Source organism: Streptomyces sp. NPDC058284 (assembly GCF_042881135.1).
Classification (GTDB): Bacteria; Actinomycetota; Actinomycetes; order Streptomycetales; family Streptomycetaceae; genus Streptomyces.
The window spans coordinates 286,494-311,723 of record NZ_JBHVYE010000006.1; the positions used below are offsets into that span (position 1 = coordinate 286,494).

General features: G+C 73.3%; 23 protein-coding genes. 8 read left to right on the forward strand and 15 right to left on the reverse strand.

The features are described 5' to 3' along the window. Positions 1-32: 32 nt before the first annotated feature. Both ACFVYR_RS11955 and ACFVYR_RS11960 read left to right on the forward strand, forming a co-directional pair. The gene (locus tag ACFVYR_RS11955; protein WP_384254784.1) at positions 33-1,766 is read left to right on the forward strand and encodes an FUSC family protein; all 1,734 of its coding nucleotides are present in this window, start codon (positions 33-35) and stop codon (positions 1,764-1,766) included. After that, the gene (locus tag ACFVYR_RS11960) at positions 1,763-2,299 is read left to right on the forward strand and encodes a MarR family winged helix-turn-helix transcriptional regulator (RefSeq protein ID WP_384254787.1); all 537 of its coding nucleotides are present in this window, start codon (positions 1,763-1,765) and stop codon (positions 2,297-2,299) included. Before ACFVYR_RS11955 ends, ACFVYR_RS11960 begins: the two co-directional genes overlap by 4 nt. A 236-nt stretch (positions 2,300-2,535) precedes the next feature. Here the strand turns inward: ACFVYR_RS11960 and ACFVYR_RS11965 are convergent, their stop codons facing one another. Next, entirely contained in the window at positions 2,536-3,882 is a 1,347-nt protein-coding gene (locus tag ACFVYR_RS11965) for an NAD(P)/FAD-dependent oxidoreductase (RefSeq protein ID WP_384254789.1), read from the reverse strand. Between the two features lie 281 nt (positions 3,883-4,163). Between ACFVYR_RS11965 and ACFVYR_RS11970 the strand changes: the two genes are divergently transcribed. Then, positions 4,164-5,699, forward strand: a complete 1,536-nt coding sequence (locus tag ACFVYR_RS11970) for a carboxylesterase/lipase family protein (RefSeq protein ID WP_384254791.1) — start codon at positions 4,164-4,166, stop codon at positions 5,697-5,699. Positions 5,700-5,729: 30 nt separating this feature from the next. Here the strand turns inward: ACFVYR_RS11970 and ACFVYR_RS11975 are convergent, their stop codons facing one another. Further along, complete coding sequence (locus tag ACFVYR_RS11975) at positions 5,730-6,122, reverse strand: VOC family protein (RefSeq protein WP_384254794.1); 393 nt, start codon at positions 6,120-6,122, stop codon at positions 5,730-5,732. A 100-nt stretch (positions 6,123-6,222) separates the two neighbouring features. On the opposite strand from ACFVYR_RS11975, the gene ACFVYR_RS11980 reads away from it, so the two are divergent. Together ACFVYR_RS11980 and ACFVYR_RS11985 are read left to right on the forward strand one after the other, a co-directional pair. Continuing rightward, positions 6,223-6,774: a GNAT family N-acetyltransferase gene (locus tag ACFVYR_RS11980; RefSeq protein WP_384254796.1), complete on the forward strand. Its 552-nt coding sequence runs from the start codon at positions 6,223-6,225 to the stop codon at positions 6,772-6,774. Positions 6,775-6,935: 161 nt separating this feature from the next. Continuing rightward, the gene (locus ACFVYR_RS11985; protein WP_384254798.1) at positions 6,936-8,639 is read left to right on the forward strand and encodes a BCCT family transporter; all 1,704 of its coding nucleotides are present in this window, start codon (positions 6,936-6,938) and stop codon (positions 8,637-8,639) included. A gap of 67 nt (positions 8,640-8,706) precedes the next feature. Here the strand turns inward: ACFVYR_RS11985 and ACFVYR_RS11990 are convergent, their stop codons facing one another. The 4 genes from ACFVYR_RS11990 to ACFVYR_RS12005 form a co-directional block, all read right to left on the reverse strand. Beyond that, positions 8,707-9,390, reverse strand: a complete 684-nt coding sequence (locus ACFVYR_RS11990) for a glycerophosphodiester phosphodiesterase (RefSeq protein WP_384254801.1) — start codon at positions 9,388-9,390, stop codon at positions 8,707-8,709. A gap of 77 nt (positions 9,391-9,467) precedes the next feature. Next, positions 9,468-9,593 (reverse strand): hypothetical protein, encoded by a 126-nt coding sequence (locus ACFVYR_RS11995; protein WP_384254804.1) that lies wholly within the window; start codon positions 9,591-9,593, stop codon positions 9,468-9,470. Between the two features lie 78 nt (positions 9,594-9,671). Further along, positions 9,672-10,394, reverse strand: coding sequence for a PadR family transcriptional regulator (locus tag ACFVYR_RS12000; protein ID WP_384254806.1), 723 nt, complete (start codon positions 10,392-10,394; stop codon positions 9,672-9,674). Positions 10,395-10,492: 98 nt separating this feature from the next. After that, a complete protein-coding gene (locus ACFVYR_RS12005) occupies positions 10,493-12,046 on the reverse strand; it encodes a bifunctional phosphatase PAP2/diacylglycerol kinase family protein (RefSeq protein ID WP_384254808.1) in 1,554 nt (517 codons plus the stop codon). 103 nt (positions 12,047-12,149) lie between these two features. Between ACFVYR_RS12005 and ACFVYR_RS12010 the strand changes: the two genes are divergently transcribed. After that, on the forward strand, positions 12,150-12,530 hold the full coding sequence (locus ACFVYR_RS12010; protein WP_384254811.1) for a DUF488 domain-containing protein: 381 nt from the start codon (positions 12,150-12,152) through the stop codon (positions 12,528-12,530). Between the two features lie 9 nt (positions 12,531-12,539). Here ACFVYR_RS12010 and ACFVYR_RS12015 read toward each other — a convergent pair whose 3' ends face one another. The 8 genes from ACFVYR_RS12015 to ACFVYR_RS12050 all read right to left on the reverse strand — a co-directional run bounded on the left by ACFVYR_RS12015 (position 12,540) and on the right by ACFVYR_RS12050 (position 22,479). Then, positions 12,540-13,109, reverse strand: coding sequence for a non-oxidative hydroxyarylic acid decarboxylases subunit B (locus tag ACFVYR_RS12015; RefSeq protein WP_384254813.1), 570 nt, complete (start codon positions 13,107-13,109; stop codon positions 12,540-12,542). Next, positions 13,100-14,488 carry a UbiD family decarboxylase gene (locus ACFVYR_RS12020; RefSeq protein WP_384254816.1) on the reverse strand — a complete coding sequence of 463 codons (1,389 nt, stop codon included), beginning with the start codon at positions 14,486-14,488 and terminating at the stop codon, positions 13,100-13,102. Before ACFVYR_RS12020 ends, ACFVYR_RS12015 begins: the two co-directional genes overlap by 10 nt. Beyond that, positions 14,475-15,218, reverse strand: a complete 744-nt coding sequence (locus tag ACFVYR_RS12025; protein WP_384254818.1) for an aspartate/glutamate racemase family protein — start codon at positions 15,216-15,218, stop codon at positions 14,475-14,477. Before ACFVYR_RS12025 ends, ACFVYR_RS12020 begins: the two co-directional genes overlap by 14 nt. A 133-nt stretch (positions 15,219-15,351) precedes the next feature. Continuing rightward, on the reverse strand, positions 15,352-16,281 hold the full coding sequence (locus ACFVYR_RS12030; protein WP_389611704.1) for an amidohydrolase family protein: 930 nt from the start codon (positions 16,279-16,281) through the stop codon (positions 15,352-15,354). A 77-nt stretch (positions 16,282-16,358) separates the two neighbouring features. After that, the gene (locus ACFVYR_RS12035; RefSeq protein ID WP_384254893.1) at positions 16,359-18,611 is read right to left on the reverse strand and encodes a molybdopterin cofactor-binding domain-containing protein; all 2,253 of its coding nucleotides are present in this window, start codon (positions 18,609-18,611) and stop codon (positions 16,359-16,361) included. A gap of 44 nt (positions 18,612-18,655) precedes the next feature. After that, the gene (locus ACFVYR_RS12040; protein WP_384254823.1) at positions 18,656-19,375 is read right to left on the reverse strand and encodes a GntR family transcriptional regulator; all 720 of its coding nucleotides are present in this window, start codon (positions 19,373-19,375) and stop codon (positions 18,656-18,658) included. 14 nt (positions 19,376-19,389) lie between these two features. Further along, on the reverse strand, positions 19,390-20,895 hold the full coding sequence (locus tag ACFVYR_RS12045; RefSeq protein WP_384254825.1) for a nucleobase:cation symporter-2 family protein: 1,506 nt from the start codon (positions 20,893-20,895) through the stop codon (positions 19,390-19,392). 165 nt (positions 20,896-21,060) lie between these two features. Continuing rightward, the gene (locus tag ACFVYR_RS12050) at positions 21,061-22,479 is read right to left on the reverse strand and encodes an amidohydrolase family protein (RefSeq protein WP_384254828.1); all 1,419 of its coding nucleotides are present in this window, start codon (positions 22,477-22,479) and stop codon (positions 21,061-21,063) included. A 302-nt stretch (positions 22,480-22,781) separates the two neighbouring features. Here ACFVYR_RS12050 and ACFVYR_RS12055 point away from each other — a divergent pair, with 302 nt between their 5' ends. Then, positions 22,782-23,780: an alpha/beta fold hydrolase gene (locus tag ACFVYR_RS12055; protein WP_384254830.1), complete on the forward strand. Its 999-nt coding sequence runs from the start codon at positions 22,782-22,784 to the stop codon at positions 23,778-23,780. A 34-nt stretch (positions 23,781-23,814) separates the two neighbouring features. After that, positions 23,815-24,258: a hypothetical protein gene (locus ACFVYR_RS12060; RefSeq protein WP_384254832.1), complete on the forward strand. Its 444-nt coding sequence runs from the start codon at positions 23,815-23,817 to the stop codon at positions 24,256-24,258. 118 nt (positions 24,259-24,376) lie between these two features. On the opposite strand, the gene ACFVYR_RS12065 is transcribed toward ACFVYR_RS12060, so the two are convergent. Next, a complete protein-coding gene (locus tag ACFVYR_RS12065; protein WP_384254835.1) occupies positions 24,377-25,174 on the reverse strand; it encodes a helix-turn-helix domain-containing protein in 798 nt (265 codons plus the stop codon). Positions 25,175-25,230 lie beyond the last annotated feature (56 nt).

Consider the following 25,230-nt stretch of genomic DNA (forward strand, 5'->3'; position numbering starts at 1 on the left):
TTCCGAGTAAAACACTTGCTAACCTTTTGGTCATGAGCAGTACGCCCCCGCCCCCGCCCCCGCAGCTGTCCCCCCGCCCCGCCCGCGTCCGCCGCCTCCCCCTCGCGGGCGTGCTGCGCCCCGGCAAGCCGTCCGACATCTGGTTCAAGCCCGCGACCAGCGTGGTCGTGGCCAACGCGATACCGAACCTGACACTGCTCGCCCTCGGCCGGCTCGACCTGGTGATGTACACGATGGCCGGGTCGTTCTGCGCCCTGTACGCCCACAACCTCCCCTACGCCGCCCGCGCGCGGACCCTGGCCCTGGTCGTCGCCGGGATGACCGCGAGCATCGCCCTCGCCCTGGTCACCGCGTCTCTGACGAGTTCCGCCGCGGTCCTCGTCGCGGTCGGCGCGCTGCTCGCCGCCGCACAGAAGACACTCTGCGACGCCACCCGCGTCGGGCCGCCCGGGCACCTGATCTTCACCTTCATCAGCTCCGCGACCCTCTTCGCGCCGCAGACACTCGGCCAGGTCCCCGGCCACCTCGCGCTCACCCTCGCGGGCGGCGCCATCGCCTGGCTCGTGGGCATGGCGCCCGCCCTGGTGCGCCCGCACGGACCCGAGCGCCGGGCCACCGCACGCGCCCTGCGCGCCACCGCCGCCTACGCGGACGCGGCGCGCGCCGACGCCACCGCGCCGGGCACCGAGCAGGCCCGCGCCGCCGCGGCCGGCGCCGTGCACGCCGCCTGGCAGTCGCTGCTCGCCACCGGCGCCCGCACCGCCGCCCGGCACGCCCTGGCCCGCCTCGTGGTCCGTGCCGAGGAGGCCCTGGCTGCGCCCGCCGCGGTCGACCCGGCCGCGCTGCGCACCTGGGCGGCCGGACTGCGCGGCACGGGCGCCGTACCGCGCCCCGGTGCCGCCCGCCCCGGCGAGGAGGACGAACTCCTGGGCGTGGCCGCCGAACTCGCCGAGCCCGTGGTCCCGCTGTGGCGGCGGCTCGGGCCGGGCTCCCCGCTGCTGCCCATCGCGCTGCGCACCGCCGTCGGCTGTGCCCTCGCCGGATACGGCTCGCTCGCGCTCGGCATCGGCCGCCCCTACTGGGCGCTGGTCACGGCCGCCTCCCTCTACCAGGCCAACACCACGCTCACCTGGAACCGGGGCGTGCAGCGCGTGGTCGGCAACCTCGTCGGTGTGCTCGCCTTCGCCGCGATCGCGCCGTTCGCGCACCTCGGCCACGCCGAGCTCATCGTGTGCTGCCTCGCCCTCGCCTTCGGGGCGGAGGCGCTGATCACCCGCAACTACTGGCTCGGCACCGTGTGCGTGACGCCGATGGCGCTGCTCGTCACCGAGTTCGCCCGGTTCCAGCAGCCCGGCGAACTCATCCTCGACCGCGTCGTGGACACCCTCGTCGGCGCCGTGCTCGGCGTGGCGGCGGCCGTCCTCGTCACCAACCGGCGCGCCGGAGACCACATCGAACGGGCCATCGCGGCCGCAGAACGGGCCACGGCGCAGGCCGAGGCGGCTCTCGCGGGCGCGGGCCCCGTCGAACCGGCGCGGCGCCGGCTCACCGCCGCCCTCGTCGACCTGCGCGCCGCCGCCGACGCGGCGGCCGGCGAATGGTGGCAGCGCGCCCTGCCCGAACAGCGGGTGCTCGCCGCCGAGCGCGCCGGACACCGTACGCTCGCGGCGACGGTCCGCCGGCCGAACGGCCAGGGCGGAGACGACGGTCAACGGACGCGGACCCGCGCGAGGGACGCCGACGCCTGGGAGGGCGCACGAGCATGACGACGGAGAACGGCCCGGTGGCCGGCCCCGCTGGGGACACGGTGGCCGCGGTGGTGCGGCAGTGGCAGGCGGTGCGACCCGACATCGACACCGGGCCGATGGAGGTGATCGGCCGCATCAACCGCTGCGCGGCCCTCCTCCAGCAGGCCGAGGACGCCCCGCTGCGCCGGGCAGGACTGACCCGCGCCGAGTTCGACCTGCTCGGCGCGTTGCGCCGCACCGGGCACGAGCTGACGCCCGGCGAGCTGGCCCGGGAGACCTTCTCGTCAGGGGCCGCCGTCACCAAGCGGCTCAAGCTGCTGCAGGAGCGCGAGCTGGTCGACCGGCGAGCCGACGCGCGGGACCGCCGCGTCGCGCACGTCGGCCTGACCGAGGCCGGCCGCGCCCTCGTCGACGCGATCCTGCCCGAGCAGCTCGCGTACGAGACGGTCGTCCTTTCGGTACTCGACGGAGCGGGCCAGGGCCAACTGAGCGGGCTCCTCGGGGAACTGCTCGCACAGTTGGAGGGGCGCATCGGCGTGCGGCACGGCTGAGAGCCTGTCTTTGAACCCCCGCCTGCGCCTCGACGCCCGGCACGCGCCCTCGGCGCACGGAGTTCCAGGACAGGTGGCTCCGCCACATGGCCTGGGACTCCGCACTCCGATCGAACGCTTCCCCAAGCTCTCGGCTCCGCTCGAGCAGGGGAGGCCCCAATCCGCCGCTGCGCCCGCGCCTCGCGCGGACGACGGGGGTTCAAAGACAGGCTCTGACCCTGGTCGGTCGAGGCTCCTCAGGCAGCGGCGACCCGCTCGTCGATCTGCTCCCGCGTCAGGTAGGCGTCGGTCATCTCGAAGTCCTTGAGCGTGGCCGGCCGCTGGGCCTGGAAGCCGGTGCGTACGTAGTCGTCGCCCGCGAGCGCGTTCAGGCCCCAGTTGGCGGCCGTGCGGAAGCGGGCGGTGACCGTGCGCAGCGCGCCCAGGTGGTAGCCGCGCGCCACGACCTGGGCGGGCAGCCCCGTCAGCTGGACGCCCATCGGCTTCGACACCGCCTGGACGCCGCCGAGGTCGACGACGAGGCCCATGTCCTTGTGCCGGTAGTCGGCGAGCGGGAAGCCGCGCAGCGCGGATACGACGTTCTTCGCGGCGGCCCATCCCTGGCGCATGGCGTGCTGCGCGGTCGGCGGGCAGATCGCGTCGCCGCCCTTGACCACGTCCGGCACGGCCGCCGCGTCGCCGAGCGCGAAGACGCCGTCGAGACCGGGGACCGTCAGATCGGCCCTGACGACGAGCCGCCCCCTGTTCGTCTCGGCGCCGAGCGTCGCGATGAGCGGGCTCGGCGCGACACCCGCGGTCCAGATCAGCGTGCGGCACGGCAGGACCCGGTCGTCGGTGAGGGTGACGGTGTCCTCGGTCGCCTTGGCCACGGAGACACCGAGCGAGACGTTCACGCCCCGGCGCTGCATGATCTCCATCGCCTTGTCGCCGAGCCGCTCGCCGAGCTCCGGCATCAGCTTGGGGGCGACGTCAACCACGTGCCACTTGATCTGCGAGACGTCGAGGCCGTGGTAGCGCTTGACCGCGGCGCAGGTCAGGCGCTGCAGGTACGCGGCCGTCTCCACGCCCGCGTAACCGCCGCCGACCACCACGAACTGCAGCCGCTGCTCCCGCTCCTCGCGGCTCGTGCTCGCCGCGGCGAGGTCCAGCTGCGAGATGACGTGGTCGCGGATCCAGGCGGCCTCGGCGAGCGTCTTGACGCCCACCGCGTACCGGTCGACGCCGGGGATGTCGAACTGCCGTGTGACGCTTCCGGGCGTCAGGACCAGGTAGTCGTAGCGCTCCACGACCTCCTCGCCGTTGATCTTCCGTACGATCACGGCCTTGGCCTTGGGGTCGATGCCGATGGCGCCGCCCGGCACGATCGAGGTGCGGCGCAGCATCCGGCGCAGCGGCACGGCCACCGACTGCGGAGTGAGCACTCCGGAGGCGACGTGCGGCAGCAGGGGGAGATACAGCTGGTGATCCTGTGGGCTGATCAGCCGCAGCTCCGCCTCGTGGGGCGAAAGCTTCTTCTCCAGTTTGTGAGCGCACTCCATGCCGGCGAAACCGCCGCCGACGATGAGGATCCGGGGAGCTGCCATGTGATGTCTCTCCTGAGCTGTTGGAGATCGACTTCAGGGCCGTCAGGTCTTGCCAGAGCCGTGGATGATCTTCTGCGGACCGTACCCGTGGCCTTGTACCCCTGCATCCCGGATGGATTGCTCGTGTGACGTGCTTCACAATATTGGCGGCGCGAAACGGCTTGCGGCCGGGCCTTCCGTAAATGACTGGCGCGGGTCCCGGCAGGGGCGGGATGCTGCGTGGTGCCCGGGCGACGCGCGTCCCCGCGACCGCGTTCCGCCCGTGCGGAGGGGGAGTCGTGATGACCGTTTCCGAGTCCGGTGCGTCCGGAGCCGGGCCCGAGGTCCGCACGCGGGCCGGAGCGCTGCGCGGCGCCCGTGAGGCGGGCGTCGCCGTCTTCCGCGGCATCCCGTTCGCCGAGCCGCCCGTCGGCGCGCTGCGCTTCGCCGCGCCGCGGCCGGTCCGGGGCTGGAGCGGGACGCGCGAAGCCGTCGGATACGGGCCGCCGCCCCCGCAGGGCGGCCACTTCGGCATGGACGCCCTTGCGCGGGAGTCGGCGGGCGACGACTGGCTGACGGTCAACGTCTGGTCGCCCGACCCCGGGCCGGGCGCGGGACTGCCGGTGATGGTGTGGATCCAGGGCGGCGCCTACACCATCGGCATGTCCGGCCTTCCCGAGTACGACGGCGGGCGCCTGGCACGGGAGGGCGGCGTCGTCGTGGTGACGTTCAACTACCGCGTGGGGCTCGAAGGCTTCGGGCAGTTCGAGGGGGCCCCCGCCAACCGCGGCCTGCTCGACCAGATCGCCGCCCTGGAGTGGGTGCGGGACCACATCCGCGCCTTCGGCGGCGACCCGGACCGTGTCACGGTCTTCGGTCAGTCGGCGGGCGGCGGATCGGTCGCCGCGCTCCTTGCGATGGACGGCGCGGCCGGGCTCTTCGGCCGGGCCGTCGCACAGAGTGCGCAGGGCACGTTCTTCTCGCCGGAACTCGCCGCCGACATCGCCGCCACGTGCGCGGCCGAGCTGGGGCTGCGGCCCACGGCGGCCGACCTCCGCGAGGTGCCGCCGCACCGGCTGTCCGCCGCCGGGGACGCGGTCGGCGCCGGGTGCGCGGGGCGGGCCGCGCGCTGGGGCAGGCCCGCGCTGCGGTCGGTCATCTTCTCGCCGGTCGTCGACGGCGAGACGCTGGCCGCCACCCCGTGGCAGGCCCTCGCCGACGGCGCGGGCCGCCGCATCGACCTCCTCGCCGGGCACACCCGCCACGAACAGCGGCTGCTCACCGCGCTCGACGGACTGCTCGGCCAGGTGAGCCAGGCGCAGGCCGCGACCGCCCTGCACACCTTCGCCCCGCACCCGGACGGCGCCGACCGCTACCGCGCCGCCCATCCGGCCGCGGGCCCGGACGAGCTGTACGACCTCGTCCTGTCCGACTGGGTGTTCCGCATGCCGACACTCCACCTCGCCGAAGCGCAGGCCGGTGCCGGGGGCCGCGTCCACGTCTACGAACTGACCTGGCCCGCCCCGGGCATGGGCGGCGTACTCGGCGCCTGCCACGGCCTGGACGTGCCCCTGGTGTTCGGCACCCCGGACCGCGGCCGGCCCGCCGCGCTGATCGGCGCGGCGGGCATGGCGCAGGCGGAGGCGGTGTCCGCCGGGATGCGCGCCGCGTGGACGTCGTTCGCGGCCCACGGCGACCCCGGCTGGCCCCCGTACGACGAACAGCGGCTCGTACGGCTCTTCGACACCCACCCGGCCGTCGTGCCCTACCCCGAGGAGCCGTCCCGCCTGATCTGGCGGGACCACACCTTCCCTGTCCTGCCGCTGACCGCCACGTGAGAGCCGCGCCCAGCCTGCCGGAGGCGGCCCTCAGATGCCCGGCCGGTAGCGGATCGGATGGTCGTGCGGGACCTCGACGAGGACGATCCGGACGCCGTCCGGGTCCGCGATCCACATCTCGACGAGCCCCCACGGCTCCCGCACCGGGGGCCGCAACACCTCGACGCCGTTCCCCAGCAGCTCCTCGTGCGCCGCCCGGACGTCCGCCACCTGGAGCCACAGCTGCATGCCGGGCGCGGGCGGGGCCTCGGAACGGCCGGAGAGTTCGAGGAAGCCGCCGCCGAGGAAGTAGACGGTGCCGCGCTCGGGCCCCGTACCGAACTCGCGGTAGACGCCGAGACCCAGCGCCTCGCCGTAGAAGGCGCGCGAACGGTCCGGATCGGTGGGGCGCAGCAGGGTCCTGCCGCTCAGTACATGCACCATGCGGCCGCACCTTAGCGCCTGGGGGAGGGGGGTTAGGCTCGGCGGAGCCACTTGACGGCCCCGCTGCCCCCTTGCGACACGAAACCGGAGAGTCAGCTTCATGGAAACCGCCCCGCACCCCACACTCGGCGAACTCACCTACCGGGACGCCACCGCCGCCGACGTCGACGCGCTCGTCGCGCTGATCGAGTCGGCGTACCGCGGGGACACCAGCCGGGCCGGCTGGACCACCGAGGCGGACCTCCTGGAGGGCCAGCGCACCGACCCGCAGGGCGTCGCCGAGGTCATCGAGTCGCCCCTGAGCCGGCTCATCGCCGTCGAGCGGGACGGCGGACTCGTGGCCTGTTGCCAGCTCGAACACCGCGGCGACCACGCCTACTTCGGGATGTTCGCGGTGCGCCCGGACCAGCAGGGCACCGGGCTCGGCAAGGTGATCATCGCCGAGGCGGAGCGGGCCGCGCGCGAGACGTGGGGCGTCCGCGAGATGCACATGACCGTGATCAACGCCCGTGAGGACCTCATCGCCTGGTACGAGCGCCGCGGCTACCGCCGTACGGGAAAGATGACGCCCTTCCCGTACGGCGACGAGCGGTTCGGCATCCCGCAACGCGACGACCTGCAATTCGAGCTCCTGACCAAGGACGTCGCCTGACATGCGGTGGACATTGTCCGGAATTTGACGAAAACGGCCTTCGGATAGCACCCTTCCACGCTGACCTGCGCACCGAGCGGCTCTGACCGCCGTGCGCGCGTACGCCCCGCGCCGCGCGCCCGCGCCGCCCCGTGTGCGAAGCCCCCTCAGCAAGGAAGCCCATGCCGACTGCCCCCGCCCGCACCGCCGTACCCACCGACGGGGAGCCCGCCGCGGACGACGACGCGGCGGGCCATACCGTGCCCGCCGCGGCCCCCGGAGACCGCGGCCGCGCCGACATACCGGTGCTCGCCGTCAGCGGCGGGCTGCTCACCGCGTTCGTCCTGGCCGCGCTGATCGCGCCCACGGCCACGGGCGACGCCGTGAACACCGTCTTCACCTTCGTCGCGCGGTGGTTCGGCCCACTGTGGCAGGTGCTGCTGCTCGCGACGTTCGGCGTCGCGCTGTGGTTGGGCTTCTCCCGGTACGGGAAGGTACGGCTCGGCGGCGCGGGGGAGCGCCCGGAGTACGGCAGGTTCCAGTGGATCGCGATGATCATGTCGACGCTGCTCGCGGGCGGCGGCGTCTTCTTCGCGGCGGGCGAGCCCGTACAGCACTACGTCGACACGCCCCCCTTCTACGACGGCGTCAGGAGCGGTACACAGCAGGCGGCCGACGCGGCGCTCTCCCAGAGCTTCGCGCACTGGGGCTTCCTCGCCTGGGCCGTCCTCGGCACGCTCGCCTCGATCGTGATGATCCGCGGCCAGGAACGCGGCATGCCACTGCGCCCGCGGACGCTGCTCCACCCGCTCCTCGGCGAGCGCATCCTGCACTCCCGCCTCGGGGCCGCGGTCGACATCGTCTGCGTCATCGCCGTGGTGGCCGGAACCGTCGGACCGATCGGCTTCCTCGGCCTCCAGGTGTCCTACGGCCTCTCCGAGGTCTTCGGCATCTCCGGCGGCTACCCGGTGCAGCTCGGCGTCATCGTCCTGCTGACCGTCGTCGCCGTCCTCTCCGTCGCCAGCGGCCTGGACCGCGGCATCCAGTTCTTCAGCAAGGCCAACATCTGGCTCGCGGTCGCCCTGATGGCCGTCTTCCTGGTCCTCGGCTCTCTCGGCTTCGTGCTCGACTCGTTCCTCGGCGGCTTCGGCCAGTACGCGCGGGACTTCGTGCCGCTGGCCCTCAACCGGGGCGACCACGCGTGGCTCAGCTCCTGGACGGTCTTCTTCTTCGGCTGGTTCCTCGGCTACGGCCCGCTGATGTCCATCTTCGTCGCCCGCATCTCCAAGGGCCGCACACTGCGCGACCTCGTGGTCTCCACCGCGATCATCCCGCCGCTCGCCACCATGTTCTGGTTCACGGTGTTCGGCGGCACCGGCATCTTCCTGGAACAGCGCGACCCCGGCGCGATCTCGGGACCGCTGAAGGCGGTCGGCATGGACGCCGCGGTCATCTCCATGGCGCAGCGGCTCCCGATGGGCGCGGTGGTCGCGGTCGCGCTGCTCCTGCTGACGATCACGTTCGTGGTGACGACCACCGACTCGATGTCGTACAGCATCGCCGCGGCGGGCACGAAGGCCGGTGAACCGGCGCGCGCGGTACGGTCGTTCTGGGCCCTGCTGATGGGCGCGGCGGCGGCGGTGCTAATCCTGGTCGGCGACGGCGGCATCACGGCGTTGCAGTCGTTCATCGTCGTCACGGCGGTCCCCGTGGGCTTCATCATGCTGCCGACGCTGTGGACGGCGCCCCGGGTGGCGCGCGAGATGGCCCTGGAACAGGGCGTGATCACCCCGGACCGCCCGGCACCGGCGCCCCCGGAAGACGACCGTTCACCGGACCCGGACCCGGAACCGGCCCCGGACCTGGAACCGGCCCGGACCGGCTGAACCGATGTGCGCCGAAGCCCCGGACCGACGGTCCGGGGCTTCAGTGCTGCACGGGCACGGCCCGCGCCTAGGCCGTGAAGCGGCCCGTCCGCTTGATCTCGGGGTAGTCGGTGGTCGCCCCGTCCAGCTGCAGCGCCCGCACCAGCCGCAGGTCGTCCTGCGTGTTCACGACCCAGCCGATGATCCGCAGGTCGGCCTTCCTCGCCCGTTCGACGATCTCCAGGGTCAGGCGCCGGATGTTGAGGACAAGGGTGGTGGCGCCCACGGCCGTCGCCCGCTCCACCACGTCGGTGCCGTAACGGCTGGCGACGAGCGCGGTGCGTACCCCGGGCACCAGGCGCGCGATCTCGGCGACCGCCTCGTCGTGGAAGGAGATCACCTCCACGCGGGCGACCAGATCGCGGCTGAGCATCACATCGGCGAGGGCCCGCGCCGCCGCGACGTCCTTGATCTCGGCCTGCAGCGGCGCCTTCACGGCGTCCAGGACCTCATCGAAGGTGGGGACGCGCTCGCCGCGGCCCGCGTCGAGCTCCCGCAGTTCGGCGAGGGTCTTCTCGGCGATCGGCCCCTTGCCGTCGGTCGTACGGGCCACGTCGGCGTCGTGCATGACGACGAGGGCGCCGTCCTTGCTCAGATGCAGATCCAGCTCGATGAGATCGAGGCCCGCCGCTTGTGCGGCGCGGAACGAACGCAGGGTGTTCTCGGGCTCGACACCCATGACCCCGCGATGCCCGATGGTGAGGAAGTTCAAGATCCACTCGCTTCCGTCGACGGAGGCTCGGCGACCGCGCGAAGAGGACGGAGGAAGCCGCGCGGCAATGTCGCAGCCTAATGGCCCGACGCGGTGAGCGAACCGTGCGGACGGGGGTGGGTGGAGCCGTCCGCCCTGGTTCCGGTGATCCCGAGCAGGAGGCCGGTGATGAGGGCGGCGACAAGGACGGCACGGGTGCTCACGGGTGCGCTGCTCCGTACGGCGGGGGACGGCTGACCCCGCCCGTCCTACCGGGCGCGGGGCCATCGGGGCGAGTCGCTTCACCCGGGGGTGGGCGCGTCCTTCGTACGTTGACGGGGGCGGCGGGGAGCGGGGACGGCTGACGGCGCCGCGTCCGCCGGGGCCTTTGGCGCGGCCAGTGCGTCGAGGTCGCCGAGCATCGCCTCGGCCAGCTCCACCTCGGCCGCCAGCCGCCGCTCGCTCCAGCGCAGCGCCACCCCGGGGTGCGACCAGGCCTCCGCCCCGTCCGCCCGCGCGAGCGCGTCCCGCACCTCCTTCAGCTCGCCCTGCGTCCGCGCGATGTCCTCGGCGACCAGCGCGCGCAGATGGTCCGGCGCCGTGAGGTGCCCGAGCCACACCCGCAGCAGCAGCGGATGCTTCAGGACGGGCGGCCCGGCGTCCTGGCCGCCGCCCGCCCACGCCCCAAGGGCGGCGCGCCCCTCGTCGGTGATGGCGTACGACCGCTTGGCGCGGGGCTCGTCGGGCCCCGACCGCCGCGAGGTGGCGTACCCGAGGCCCTCCAGGCGGCGCAGCTCGGCGTAGATCTGGCTGATGGCGGGTGACCAGTAGAAGAACCGGAGCGAGGCGTCGGCCCACTTCTTGAGTTCGTAGCCGGTCCGTTCCCCGGGGAAGGAGAGCAGCCCGAGCACCGCCCAGGCGGTCGGCGGCAGCGGCGCCGCCGGCTCGCTCCCGGAAGCGTCTTCCTGCCGCCGCGGTGTGCTGTGCCGCGATGAGCTGGGCGATGTCGTGCGACGGGCTGCCATACGCGGCATTGAAGTGAACGGCACGGTGTGGGCGCAAGGGGTCGGGGGCCCTGGTGGGACGGTGCGCGGGGATGACGCCACAGGACCTGTTGCACAGCTCAGGCAGTGGGCCCCCGGCGCGGGCGGCGGTTCGTCGCGAGCGACATGGTGCGGGCCCGCTGCGCGATCTCGTCCAGCGGCGCGGCCGGGCTGTAGACCAGCAGCGCGCCGTGCCGCTTGTCGAGGCGCAGGGCGTCCGGCGCCGGAGCGGTCTCCCCGTCGTACGCGAGGCTCGCCACGTCCTCAAGGCCGCTGAGCGCGATCTCCTCGACGCGCTCGGCGCGGAAGACCCGGGAGCGCCGCAGCGCACCGCCCAGGGCGGAGAGGGCGACGCGGGTGCGGGCCAGCGTCGCCTCCGCGTCGACCGTGCGGACGTCGAGGAGGCCGTCGTCCATGCGCGGCCGGTGGGTGAACGCGAGGCCGTCAGGGACGTACTGGCCGTTGCCCGCGAAGAGCAGCCACAGGACGCGGTCCCGGCCGTCGAGCCGGATCCGCAGCGGGGCCGCCGTCCGCAGCACGTCGAGGAACGACACGGCCGCCGCGGGCCACTTGCCGATGCGCCCCTCCAGCTTCTCGCGCTTGCGCACCAGTTCCGGGTAGAGCCCGATGCTGAAGGTGTTGACGAAGCCGGTGACGGCCGCGCCCGACCCGTCGCGCACGCGGGCCAGGTCGACGCGGACGGCCTCGCCACGCTGCACCGCGTGCGCGGTGTCCTCGAAGGTGGGCGTGCCGACGTCCAGGGCGAAGTGGTTGAGGGTGCCGCCGGGGAAGACCGCGAGCGGAAGGCCTGCGGACGCGGCGCGCCGGGCGACGGCGTTCACCGTGCCGTCGCCGCCGCACACCCCGAGCACGCCGCCCGACCCGGTGGCCCGCGCCACTGCCTTGTCGAGCACCTCGCCGAGGTCGTCGCCGGGGCCGCGCGCGAGGATCTCGGCCCCCGGCAGCAGCAGCTCCAGGTGCTCACGCGCGGGCAGCCGCCCCGGAACGCCTTTGCCCGCACCGGAGTTGAGGACCACGACCAGCCCCTCGCCGTCCGGCAGCGCGGGCGCCGCGACCCGGGTCCGCCGGTGCTGGGCGGGCGAGGGGCGCGGCGGCCACCAGTAGCAGGTGAGCGCGGCCGCGGCGGCGCCGAGCGCGCATCCGGCCAGCACGTCGCCGGGGTAGTGGACTCCCACGTACACCCGGGAGAAGGCGACGGCCGCGGCGACCGGCGCGAGCAGCGCGCCGTACCGGGGCGCCTCCAGGGCCACCCCGACGGCGAACGCCGCCGCCGACGCGGAGTGCCCGGACGGGAACGACGACGTCCAGGGTCTCTCGCCCAGGTGCCGCACCGCGGGGACCCCGGCCATGACGGGCCTGCGCCGGCGTACGGCGTACTTGGCGACGGAGTTCGTGGTCAGCGAGGCAAGCGCGAGAGCGCCCACCCCGCGCCGCGCGGCACGCCGGGCCGCGGGGCCGCCCACGGCGGCGAGCACCGCCGCCGAGCCGAACCAGAGGCGCCCGTGGTTCGCCGCCCTGCTGAGCGGCGGCAGCAGCTGCTCGGCGCCCGGCAGCCGCGCCGACGCCACCCGTTCGAACCACCGCCGGTCGATGCTGCCGATGCGTCCCGTCATGGGCACACTGGATCAGGGCCCGGGAGCCGTGGCCCGTACTGCTCGCCCGAACGGGTCATGCGCGTGGTGCCCGAGCCCCTTCCCGCGGAGGGAAAATGCGGACATGACGACAAGTCGCCACCTCGACATCCAGGTCAAGCGCGTCTACGACCCCTCGGACCCCGGTGACGGCAGCCGCGTCCTCGTCGACCGGCTGTGGCCACGCGGAATCTCCAGGGAGCGGGCCCACCTAGACGTCTGGGAGAAGGAGCTGGCCCCTTCCGACGAGCTGCGCCGCTGGTACGCCCACGACCCGGACCGCTTCGAGGAGTTCGCCGGGCGCTACCGCCAGGAGCTCGCCGACGCCGGCCGCGCCGCCGGACTCGACCGGCTCCGCGCCTTCGCCCGCACCGGCCGCCTCACCCTGCTCACGGCGACCAAGGACCTCCCGCACGGCCATGTGCGCGTCCTTTCCGCCGTCCTCACCGAGGGCGCCACGCGCTGAAACGGCGCATCAGCGCCCCGGAACGCCGTTCCACCGCCCCGTCCCCGGCCCCGGGAGACCGAGCTGGTCCAGCACGCGCGCCACGACGTGGTCGACGATGTCGGCGACCGTCGCCGGGTGGTTGTAGAAGGCGGGCATCGGCGGGACCAGCGTGACGCCCATCCGGGCCAGCGCCAGCATGTTCTCCAGGTGGATCTCGTGCAGCGGCGTCTCCCGCGGGACGAGCACCAGACGGCGCCGCTCCTTGAGCACGACGTCCGCGGCGCGGCCGATCAGACCGTCCGCGTAGCCCGCCCGTATCCCGGCGAGCGTCTTCATGCTGCACGGCACCACCACCATGCCGTCGGTGGCGAAGGACCCCGAGGAGAGGGGCGCCGCCTGGTCGCCGGGGCGGTGCGCCACGTCCGCGAGCTTGCCGACGTCGCGGACCGTCCAGGGCGTCTCCAGTTCGATCGTGGCGCGCGCCCAGCGGCTGAGGATCAGATGCGTCTCGACGTCGTCGAGCTGCCGCAGCGCTTCGAGGAGCCGGACGCCGAGGATCGCCCCGGTCGCGCCCGTGATGCCGACGATCAACCGCATGGCGCGGGCCCGTCGATGATGCGGCGCGCCGTTTCCACGCGGTGCGGCTCCACGTGGATGCGTACGCCGTGGAAATCGGCGCCCCGCGTCGCGTCGAGCGCCATCCGGGACGTCGTGCCGTCCGCCGTCGACGACGGGTCGAGCGGGCTGCCCGGCAGGCCGTCGACGAGGAACACGTCACGGTGCGGCTGGAGGTGCGTGGCGACGGCCCACAGCACGTCCGCGTCCCGGCTCACGTCGACGTCCTCGTCGACCGCCACCACCGTCTTGAGGTACGGGTCCCAGCCGAGCAGCGCCAGCATGATCTGGCGGGCCTGGCCGGGACGGGACTGCCGCAGCGCCGCGTAGGCGTGGAAGTGCGTGCCCGACGTGGGGTAGTGCAGGGCGGTGACCTCGGGGAAGCGGCGCGTCAGCTGCTCGGCCATCTCCGCCTCGCGGGGCAGCCTGGCCAGGGTGAGGTGCTCGGCGCTGTTGCCGCCGACCACGTCGAGGAGCAGGGCGTCGCGGCGGCGCAGGACCGTCTGCACGGTCAGGACGTTGTGGGTGGAGCGGTCCGACGAGTACCCGGAGAACTCCCCGAACGGCCCTTCCTCCGCCCGCCGCCGGGGATCGATGAACCCCTCAAGGACCAGCTCGGCCCCCGCGGGCACCCGGATGCCGTGCCGCGGCGTCTCGACCACGTCGAGCGGCGCGCCGAAAAGACCGCCCGCGATGGCGCGTTCGTCATCGCCGGGGCCGACCCGGGCGGACGCGGCGAGCAGGAACAGCGGATGGGCGCCGATCACCATCGCCACCGGCAGGACCCGGCCCCGCTCCTCGGCGAGGCGCAGGAGCTGCCACAGATGCCCGCGCGAGTGCAGGCTGGTGGCGAGTTCGTCGCGGGAGTGGACCATGGCCCGGTGGTAGCTGAGGTTGCCGGCGCGGCCCGGCGCGTCGTCCGGCGCCTCCACCGTGACGACGCCGCTGGTGATGTACGGGGCACGGTCGGACGCGAAGTGCCGGATCAGCGGCAGGGCGGTCAGGTCGACGGCGCCGCCCTCCTCCACCACCTCCTGCACGGGCCCGCGGGCCACCACACGTGGTTCGCGGCGCCGTGCCGATGCCGCCTGGTAGGCGCGGTGCAGGCCGGCCCGGTCGGTGCCGAGGAGGCGGGCCACCCGGTGGCGCGAGGCGAAGACGTTGGTGACCAGCGTCGTGCCGAGGCCCTTGACGTGCGGGCACACCAGCATGTCGTGCCGACCGCGCGCCGCCAGCTCCTGGACCAGCGCGGCCACGTCCTCCCCCTCGATCTCCTCCGCCACGGTCAGGACGTCGTCGGCGCCCGCCTGCGCGTCGAGGAACCCCCGCAGGTCCTGCGCCCCGCTCTCAGTGGCTGTCACAGCAGACCCCCGCGTGCTCGTCGCCGGTGAACAGCACTCCCCACTCGGGGGAGTTGACGCGCAGCCCCAGGAGTTGCAGGCCGGTGTGCACCGCGACCCGCGCACCGTCGAAGACGGGCTTGCCGAGCTCCCGCTCCACCAGGGCGGCGACCGGCGCCACCGGCAGCTCGGTGCCCGCCACCACCACGCAGCGCGCGTCGTCCGTGTCCGCGTCGAGCAGCAGCCGCCGCAGCCGCGCCACGGGCAGCTCCGCGGCCTCCCGCGCCGTGGCGAGGCCCAGTGCGGTGACCGAGGAGACCCGCAGGCCCGCGGCGAGGTAGGTGTCGGCGATACGCCCCGCGCGCTCGCGCGAACCCGGGACGATCAGGGCCAGCGACGGCAGCCCGCGCCGGGCGAGCAGGTCGAGCTGGCCCAGGGTGACCGTGGACGCGGGCACACCGGCCGTCGCCTCGATGGCGCGGACCACGGCCCGCGCGTGTGCCACTCCGTGCAGCCCGCACGATTCGCCGTTCCATACGACGGCGTCCGCGCCCGCGTGAGCCAACTGCTGAGCCGCGCGGCCCAGTTCGGCCGTCTGGCTTTCGGTGAGCGCAGGCCCGTACAGCTGCTCGGCCAGTGCGGCGCGGGCCGTGGGGTGCGCGGTCTCCACCGCTACGGGGGCGCAGATCCGCACCGCCCAGCGGTCGGCGCCGAGCGTGGTGGAGGGAAGGATGTGACCGATGCGCTGCATGAGGGATCCGTTTCTCGACGCCGTGCTGTGCCGTGCCTGCCGGACCGGCGGGAAGTGGACGCCGGGTCGGCCCGGCTGACGGGAAGCAGGCGCGGGGCCGCCCGAAGCACAAGGGCGGCCCCGCGCGCGGGAGTCACGCCCGGGACGCCGTGTCCAGCGAGGCGTAGGTGTCCTTCAGGCGCAGCTGCGCCTCCGCCTGGTCACGCGGCGGGGGAGAGGGCTTCAGCCCGAGCAGCTTGGCCATGTTGTTGCCGAGGTAGCCCTCCAGGTCCTCCTCGGACAGGTGCATGCCCTGCGGCGGTGGCCCGCACAGCACCTCCAACTCCCTCGCCCACATGCCCGGCTCGTTCGGCGGCGAGTCCGTGCCGAACACCAGCTGGTGGCGCTCCATCTGCTGCGCGAACTCCACGATCCGCGACTGGAGCAGCCAGCCCGACTCCCCGTACACATTGGGTGAGTCGAGGATCATGTACAGCGCCTCGAAGCAGTAGACGCCGCCCGTCTGCACCCCGAAGTGCGCCAGGATGAAGTTGACGTCCTTGAACTCCCGGATGATTGGGTAGAACTGCGTCGGGATCGAGTACGGTCCGTCCCCGGTGTGGATCAGCACGACGAGGCCCAGTTCGTCGCAGACCCGCAGCACGGGACGGAGCCAGTCGAGCGCCCGGTCGGGACGGTAGGCATGCATGTTGGCATGCAGCTTGACCATCTTGTAGCCGTATTCCTTGACGTGGAACTCCAGCTCCTTCGCGCCGTTCTCGGGCCCGAAGCGCGGGTTGTACATGAAGTTCCCGATGAACCGGTCGGGGTAGCGCTGGACCAGTTCGGTGATGTACGCCATGTAGTCGCGGATGCCCTCGCGCCCGGTCCGCATCCCGTCCTGCCAGACGCTGTTGCCGGGCGGCGGCATGATGCAGCCGTAGTCGATCCGGCGCGGCTTGCCGTTGATCATGTACGGGCCGTCCATCATCTCGATGGTGCGCTCGCCCGTGAAGGGCGACCCGTCGTGCCGCCAGGCCTGGTCCACGATGTTCGTGGGGTGCATATGGGTGTCGATGATCAAGGTGCTCGTTCCTTCCCAGCTGGTACCGACCATGTCTCACGTGGTGGACCGTTTGGGGACCCAGGGCAGGGCCCGCCTCACCTCCCTTCCGCGGTCAGGAAGTCGGTGGGCCGCACCGGCACCCTGGAGAGCTCCAGGCCCGTCGCGTCGCGCAGCGCGTTGACGATCGCCGGGGTGGACGACAGGGTCGGCGGCTCGCCGACCCCGTTCAGGCCGTACGGCGCGTCGGGGTGCGGCAGTTCGAGGAGGTCGACGGGGACGGAGGGCATGTCCGCCACGGTGGGGATGAGGTAGTCGGTGAACGACGGGTTGCGCACCCGGCCGCCCTCCACGCGCAGCTCCTCCATGAGGGCGAGCCCGAGCCCCTGTGCGCTGCCGCCCTCGATCTGGCCCGTCACCGCGAGGGGATTCATCGCCTTGCCGACATCCTGCGCGGTGGCGAGCTCGACCACCTTCACCAGGCCGAGCTCGGTGTCCACGTCCACCACGGCCCGGTGCGCCGCGAAAGCGAAGGCGATGTGCGCGTCGCCCTGCCCGCGCTCCGGGTCGACCGGGTGGGTGCGGCGGTGCGCGAACTCGTACTCGCTCTCCAGTGGCCCGTGGGCGGCCAGGAGGTCGGTCAAGTCCCCGTCGCCGAGGCCGGCCAGCCGATCGCGCAGTGCCTCGCACGCGCCCCGCACCGCGCCCCCGCTCATCCAGGTGATCCGGGACGCCGACGCCGACCCGGCGTCCCCCACCAGGGTGTCGGCGGGGAGCACCACCACGCGGTCCACGCCCAGCTCGGTGCTGACGATCTGCGCCTGCACGGTGACGATGCCCTGCCCGCACTCGGCCGCCGCCGTGCGCACCTCGGCGACCGGCTCGCCGTTCACCAGCGAGAGCCGCACGCGTGCCACCGAACGGTCGTCGACGCCACCGGAGAAGCCGATCGCCTTGACCCCGATCGCGTACCCGACGCCCCGTCTTACGCCTTCGCCGTGCGTGGTGTTGTTGAGGCCGCCGGGCAGGCCGAAGGCGCCGTCGGGGGTGGAAGGAAGCGGGCGGGCGCGCAGCCGCCGCAGGAGTTCGGCGGCGGGCGCGGGGCCGTCCACGGCCTGCCCTGTCGGCAGTACGGTCCCGGTCTTCATGGCGTTGCGCAGCCGCAACTCGACCGGATTTAGACCGAGTTCGCGTGCCAGCTTGTCGAGGTTGGACTCCACTCCGTAACAGGACTGCACGGCGCCGAAGCCGCGCATCGCCCCGCACGGGGGGTTGTTGGTGAAGACGGAGAACCCGTCGATCTCGGCGTGCGGCACCTCGTACGCGCCCGCCGCGAAGTACGAGCCGTTCGCGATGACGACCTGTGACGTGGAGGTGTACGCGCCGCCGTCGAGGAGGAGCCGCGCCTTGACGAAGACGAGCTTCCCCTCGCGGGTGGCGCCGTGCTCGAACCACATCTTCGCCGGGTGCCGGTGCACGTGTCCGAAGAACGACTCCTCGCGGTGGTAGCTCATCTTCACGGGACGGCCGGTGCGCAGCGCGAGGAGCGCGGCGTGGATCTGCACCGACACGTCCTCGCGGCCGCCGAACGCGCCGCCCACCCCGGAGAGCGTCAACCGCACCTTCTCCGGGGGCAGTCCGAGAGCCGAGCACATCTGGTGCCGGTCGTCGTGCAGCCACTGCGTGGACACGTAGACGTCCACGCCGCCGTCGTCGGCCGGGATCGCGAGGCCCGCCTCCGGGCCGAGGAACGCCTGGTCCTGCATGCCGACCTCGTACGTTCCCGACACGACCACGTCCGCCGTCCCCCGCGCGGCGGACAGGTCGCCGTGCCGGATGCGGACGTGCCGTACGACGTTGCCCTCCCCGCCGTTCACGCGCCGCTCGTGGACCAGCGGCCCGGCGGCCACGAGCGCCTCCTCCGGATCGGTGAGCGCGGGCAGTTCCACGTACTCCACCTCGATCAGGCGCAGCGCGCGGCGGGCCGTCTCGGGATGGTCGGCGGCCACCAGGGCGACCGGCTCGCCCTGGTAGCGCACCCGGTCGATGGCGAGCACCGGCTGGTCGGCGACCTTCATGCCGTACAGCTTCTTCCCCGGCACGTCCTCGTGGGTGAGCACCGTCACCACCCCCGGGAGGCGGCGGGCGCGGGAGGTGTCCAGGCGCAGGATGCGGGCCGACGGGTGCGGGCTGCGCAGGGTCGCGCCCCACACCATGCCCTCCCAGCGCAGGTCGGAGGCGTAGGCGAAGTCGCCGCGGACCTTCAGCCTGCCGTCGGGGCGCGGGACGCTCTCGCCGACGCCGTTGCGTACGCCGACGCCGTCGCGCTCGCTGGTGGTGGTGCTCACGATGGGGTCACATCCCTTCCGTGGAGCGGGGGGGCGAGGCCGGGCCTTCACGCGGTGGGGCGCACCGGCCGGTGGGCGGCGTCCGGGGCGGCGTCCGCCGATACGGCCTGGGAGAGCCGGGTCCGCAGCCGCCTGATGTGGTCGCGGGCCGCCTGCTCCGCGGCGTCCGGATCGCCCGCCGTCATCGCCTCGAAGACGCGCCGGTGCTCGTCCACGGCGAGCCGCGGGGCCCGCGGGCTGCGCCACAGCGAGTGCAGCGCCAGGTGCGCCTTGCCCTGGATGGTGTCGAGGGCGGCGGTCAGGTGGTCGTTGCCCGCCGCCTCGCGGATCAGCCGGTGGTAGGCGACGTCCATCTCGATGTGTGCCTGCTCGTCGAACTCGGAGGTCACCAGCGCCTCGTGGCGTTCGAGGAGGCGGCGCAGCTCGCCGACCGTGCCGGCGTCGAGCCGCTCCGTGGCCAGGCGGGCCGCGAGGCCCTCCATCACCTCGCGCACGGCGTAGAGCTGGCGCACGTCCTCGATGTCGACCGTGGAGACGACCGCACCCCGGTGGGCGGCATGGGTGGCGAGGCCGTCGTGGATGAGCCGCTGCACGGCCTCACGGACGGGGCTGCGGCTGATGCCCATCTGCACGGCGAGAGCGGGGACCGAAAGGGCGTCGCCGGGACGCAGCCGCCCGGCGAGCACGGCGCCCTTCAGCTCGTCGTACGCGCGGTCCGCCAGCAGGGTCCCCGCCGCCACCGGATTCACCGCCCTCTGCGTCTGCATCTCCAACTCCCTTGTCATGGCGCGTCCTTGGCGGCGACTTCGGGTCCGTCAGGTAGGTCTTCATGTTGCATGTAATGTTCGGACCGGTCAATGGAGTGCGCGTCGCTCTTCTCGGAACGCGCGTCGTTCTTCTTCTGTCCCGGCAGTCGCAGATGGTGGAAGAAGAGGTTGAGTAGCACCGCCGTGAGGGTGCCGAGGATGATGCCGCTCTCGAACAGCGCATGCAGTTGCCGCCCCGGCATCTGCTCGGCGAACTGCGGGAACGCCGTCGGCAGGAAGCCGATCCCCACGCTGGCCGCGACGAGGATGGTGTTGCGCTGGTCGGCCAGATCGGCCTGGCCGAGTATCTGCACGCCGACCACCGCGATGGTCGAGAACAGCACGATCGTCGCCCCGCCCAGCACCGACGTCGGCATCGACGCCACCACGGCACCCACCTTCGGCACCAGGCCGAGCAGCATCATGATCACGCCGCTCGCCGCGACGATCCAGCGCGACTTCACGCGGGTCAGCTGGATCAGCCCGATGTTCTGCGAATACACCGTGCTGGGAAAGGAGTTGAGTGCCCCGGCGGCTGCTGTCGCCAGGCCGTCCGCCCGCAGGGCGCGCGTGACGTGCAGGCCCGACACCTCCCGGCCCACGATCCGGCCGACGGCGAAGAACTGCCCGATGGACTCCACCGCGATGATGACCATCACGAGGAAGACGGACAGGAGGGCCACGGTGTCGAACCGGGGCGCGCCGAAGTGCAGCGGCGCGGCCATGCCAAGCCAGGCGGAGTCCCCGATCCCGGAGAAGTCCGTACGCCCGGTGAGCGCGGCGACCCCGGTCCCGATGACGAGCCCGGCCAGGACGGCGACGGTGGCGAGGAAGCCCCGGGAGAGCTTGTTGAAGAGCAGGATGGCGACCAGCGTGACGGCGGCCAGGCCGAGATGGGCGGGCGAACCGAACGAGCGGTCCGCCGGGTCGCCGCCGCCGACCTGACGCGCGGCCACCGCGAGCAGCGTGATGCCGACGATCGTGACGATGGTGCCGGTGACCAGCGGCGGGAAGAACCGCACCAGTCTGCTGAAGACCGGCGCGATGACGAACAGCGCGAGGCCCGCGGCGATCACCGCGCCGAACACCGTCGGCAGCCCCGCCCGCGCGCCGCCCGCCGCGAGGCCCACGGAGACGAGCGAGGGGACGGCGGTCGTCGACGTGCCCTGCACGACCGGCAGCCGGATGCCGATGCCGGGCAGCCCGACGGACTGGAGCAGCGTCGCGAGACCGCAGGTCAGGAGCGAGGCGTTGACCAGCAGACCGATGTCGTCGCCGGACAGGCCGATGCCCTCGGCGACGAGCAGCGGCATGACCACGGCGCCGGCGTAGAAGGCGAGGACGTGCTGGAGCCCGTAGACGGCGAGCCGCCAGAGCGACGGCACGGCCTCGACGGGGTCTCTGCCGGCGGGGGCCTTCTCAGGGGGGTTGCGTTCAGCGGCTGTGCGGGCGTCCTTGCCGTGTGCTTTCCGGTGGTGCATGTGCGTTCTCCCTCCGCCCGTCTGGGCGTGAGCCGACGGGGCGTGACTTGTGGCGCACGTGCGGGGCCGCGGACGGGCAGCCGAGGGACAGCGATGCGGTGTGGTGGGGTGCAGTGCAGTGCAGAGTGCGGTGTGGTGCGGTGCCAGAGGGTGCGTGCGGCGGTCTCAGTGCCGCCAAGGGGTGCGCAGTCCGGCGAACCCGGCCCGCGCCACGAGGCGTTCGGCCCGTTCCTGGGCCTCGGTGAGCAGCGCATCCTCGTCGACCAGCGGGCAGCGGCCGTCCTCGAAGACGACTCTGCCGTCGACGATCGTCATGTCGACGTCCGAGCCGCGCGCCGAGTAGACCAGCGCCGCCACGGTCCGGTGCAGCGGGCGCAGATGGGGCCGGTCGAGGCCGACCACGAGGAGGTCGGCCGGGGCCCCGGCGCACACGGTGCCCGCGCCCGCGGCGGCGTACCTGCCGCCCTCGCGGGTGGCGAGCTCCAGGACGTCCTCGGCCCGCAGCGCCGCCGGATCCAGCGTCTGCTGGCGCTGTCCGAACAGGGTCTGCTTCATCACCTCGAACATGTCCTGGCGGTGCCCCGCGCTGGGTCCGTCCGTGCCGAGGGACACCACGGCCCCGGCCTCCCGCAGCGCGCGCAGCCGCATGACCCCGGAGGCCAGATAGGCGTTGGACGCCGGGTTGTGCGCGACGCCCGCGCGGCGCTCGCCGAGCGCGGAGATCTCGTCGTCGGCCAGCCACACGGCGTGGGCGAGCGTCGCCCGCGAGTCGAGCAGCCCCGCGCGTTCGAGCCACTCCACGGGCCGCACGCCGTACGCCTCCACATAGCTCTCCGGGTCCTTGGCGCCCTCGCAGCAGTGCGTGTGCCAGCGGACGTCGAACTCCTCGGCCAGCGAGACCGCGCCGGTGACCAGCTTCTGGTCCACGTAGCTGAGGTTCAGCGGCGCGGGCCACACGCCGACCCGCGCCCTCGGCCCACGGCGCACCAGGCACTCGCGGGTGATCTCCAGTTCCTCCGCGGTGGAGTGGCGGAACAGCTCTTCGGGAAGGCCCCGGGCCGCCGCGACGGCCGTACGGTCGCCGAGCATGCCCCGGGCGACCGCGCCGCGCAGACCGGCCGACTCGACGGCGTCGGCCACCGCGAGCACGGTCTCGACGTCCGTGGGCGCGTAGTGGTTGTCGACGACGGTCGTGATGCCCGAACGCAGCGCCTCCACCGCGCCGAGCGTGGCCGCGATCCGCGCGTCGGCCGGTTCCATGGCGATCGAGTACGGCCACATGAACTCGCACAGCCACGGCCAGATGGGCAGCCCCTCGCCGAGGCCCCGCGCGAGCGACTGGAACAGGTGGGTGTGCCCGTCGGTGAACCCCGGCAGCACGGCACGGCCCCGGCAGTCCACCGTCCTGGTCGCCCGCCACGCCGCGTCGACCTCCGCCGCGGGCCCCACGGCGGCGACGTGCCCGCCCACGACGGCGACCGACCCCGGTTCGTACACGGCGCGCCGGTCGTCGACGGTGACGACACGGGCGTGGGAGAGCAGGAGATCACACGGGCGCGGTCGGTGATGGCTTGTCTCTGTCACGGAAGTCCCATCTGTTCGACGGCATGTTCCATATTGCATGTAACGTATTCCGGCCAACGGCGGTGTCAACCCCCGGCGTACGCACCGGACTTGAGGCATGATCCGATTCCCCGCGGCGCGACCGGCCCCGAAGCCGATCCGGATTCCGGCCCCGGCGGCGGCTCCACGCCAACCGGCGATTTGCCGAATCGGCAACGAAGATCGCGACACCGCCCGCGCCGCAGCAAGCTCGTGACCACGCCCATCTCAGTCGCACGGTCGGCGGACCCCGCCGCCGACGGCATGAGCGCACAGGAGGATCCATGTCTCAGCCTTCGTCCGCCGCGGACCGCACGCACCGCCTGGTCGCCTCACCCGCGGGCCGGACCCATCTGGTGGAGCAGGGCACCGGGCCCCTCGTCCTGCTCGTGCACGGCTTCCCGGAGTCCTGGTACTCCTGGCGCCATCAGTTGCCGGCCCTGGCCGCGGCCGGCTACCGCGCGGTCGCCGTCGATGTACGCGGCTACGGCCGCTCGTCGAGGCCGCGGGACGCCTCCGCGTACCGGATGCTCGAACTCGTCGAGGACAACGCCGCCGTGGTGCGCGCGCTCGGCGAGGAGACCGCGGTGATCGTCGGACACGACTGGGGCGCGACCGTCGCCGCGCACTCCGCCCTCCTGCGGCCCGACGTCTTCAGCGCGGTCGGCCTGCTGAGCGTCCCGTACACGCCGCCGGGCGGCCCGCGCCCCGGCGAGGTGTTCGCGGGCATGGGCGGTGACGAGGAGTTCTACGTCTCGTACTTCCAGGAGGCCGGCCGCGCCGAGGCCGAGATCGAACCCGACGTCCGGGGCTGGCTCGCCGGTTTCTACGCGGCTCTCTCCGCCGACACCATGCCCGGTCCCGACGCGCCCGACCCGCACTTCGTGAGCCGCGGCGGGCGGCTGCGCGACCGGTTCCCCGAGGGCCGGCTGCCCGGCTGGCTCGACGAGCGGGATCTCGACGTCTACGCCGGGGAGTTCGAGCGGACCGGCCTGACCGGCGCGCTCAACCGCTACCGCGCCATGGACCGCGACTGGGCGGACCTCAACCCCGGGCACACGGGCGCCCCGGTCACCCAGCCGTCCCTGTTCATCGGCGGCGCCCTGGACGCCTCCACCACCTGGCTCGCCGACGCGATCAAGGCGTTCCCCGACACTCTGCCGGGCCTGTCCTCCTCGCACATCCTCGACGGCTGCGGCCACTGGGTCCAGCAGGAACGCCCCACCGAGGTCAACCGGCTCCTGACCGACTGGCTCGCCGCCCTGCCCGGCCGACCGTCGTAGGGTGACGGCTCGGCAGCCATGGTGAGGGGGCGGTGTGACCGGGGTCCGGCGTACCAAGGGGAAGCGGCGCGCTGTCGGCCGGGCGGTAGCGGTCGGCCTGTGGCTCGCGGCGCTGGTCGCCTTCGCCGTACCGCTGTGCCACGCGCTCCTCGCCACGCATACCTACGTCTCCGGGTACTGGGCGACGGTCACCGACGGGGACGAGCTCGGCGACTTCGCATGGCGGGACCCCGAAGGCCGCATGGTGCGCGGCCCGGTCGAGGGCGTGCCGGAGGACGGGGTGTGGGACGAGGAGGGGGAGGGGACGAGCAGCATCACCGGCGACCGCGTCTGGGTCTCGCGGGGCGGGGAGGCGCACATCAGCGAGTCGCCCGCCGAGAAGGACATGGTCCTCGGGTACGCGGGAGCGGGCGCCGTCGCGGGGATCGTGCTGCTGATTCTGCGCGCCCGGCACCGGGCGCGCGGCGAACGGGACTGAGCGGGCCCCGCCGGGTGGATGCCGGTAGACGTCCACGTATGCCGACGTAGGTCAGGGGAAGCTCACGGACGGGTCCGCCGGGTGGATGCCGGTAGACGTCCACCTATGCCGACGTAGGTCAGGGGAAGCTCACGGACGGGTCCGCCGGGGTCAGGATCAGCCAGCGCAGCGCCGTGTCGCCGAAGCGGCCGTACGTTCTGATGTGCACGTCGACCGGATCGGGCGCCACCAGCGGGAAGTACATGGGACGTGGCGCCTCGTCGGAGGGGTTCTGGTCCTCTGCCGCGCGGTCCCAGAGGTCGGCGACGCCCGGCTTGCGCCGCACGGTGCGCACCACGTCGTCAAGACGCTCGTTGTCCGGCCAGCGCTGCCAGGCGAGGCGCAGCCGGCCGAGGAGCGGCGCGGCCCACTTCGTCTCCCAGTCGCGCAGCTGATAGCGGGCCTCCGGGGAGAACGCCCAGGTCATGGCGTTCGCGGCCGGGCGGGCCAGCCAGGGGCAGTGCCGCGCGGCCACGGCGTTGACGGCGACCACGTCCCAGGCCTGGTCGCAGATCCAGCTCATCCGGCGCTGCTGGTGCAACAGGTCGAGGAGTGCGTCGTCCGGCCGGGCGCCCTCGGCCCGCTGCCTCGGGGGCTGGTGCCCGGTGCCCCGGTACAGGGCCCTCGCCCGGCGCGGGGAGAGGTCCAGGATCCGGACGACACCGGCGATCATCTCGCGCGCGTACCCGCGGTCCTCGCCCCGCTCCAGGGCGCGGTACCAGCGTTCGGAGACCCCGAGCAGCAGGGCCATGTCGAGCTGGGTGAGGTAGCGGCGGTGGCCGCGGAAGGGCACCGGGCCGGGCAGCAGCGCGGGGTCCCGCGCCATCCGCCAGGCGCGCAGCATCCGTCCCAGATCCTCGCGTCGCGCGTCGGGCAACTGTCAAGACCTCGCAAAGATGGGCTGTCGTACGAAGGGTGCCGCGCGCCCTCTGC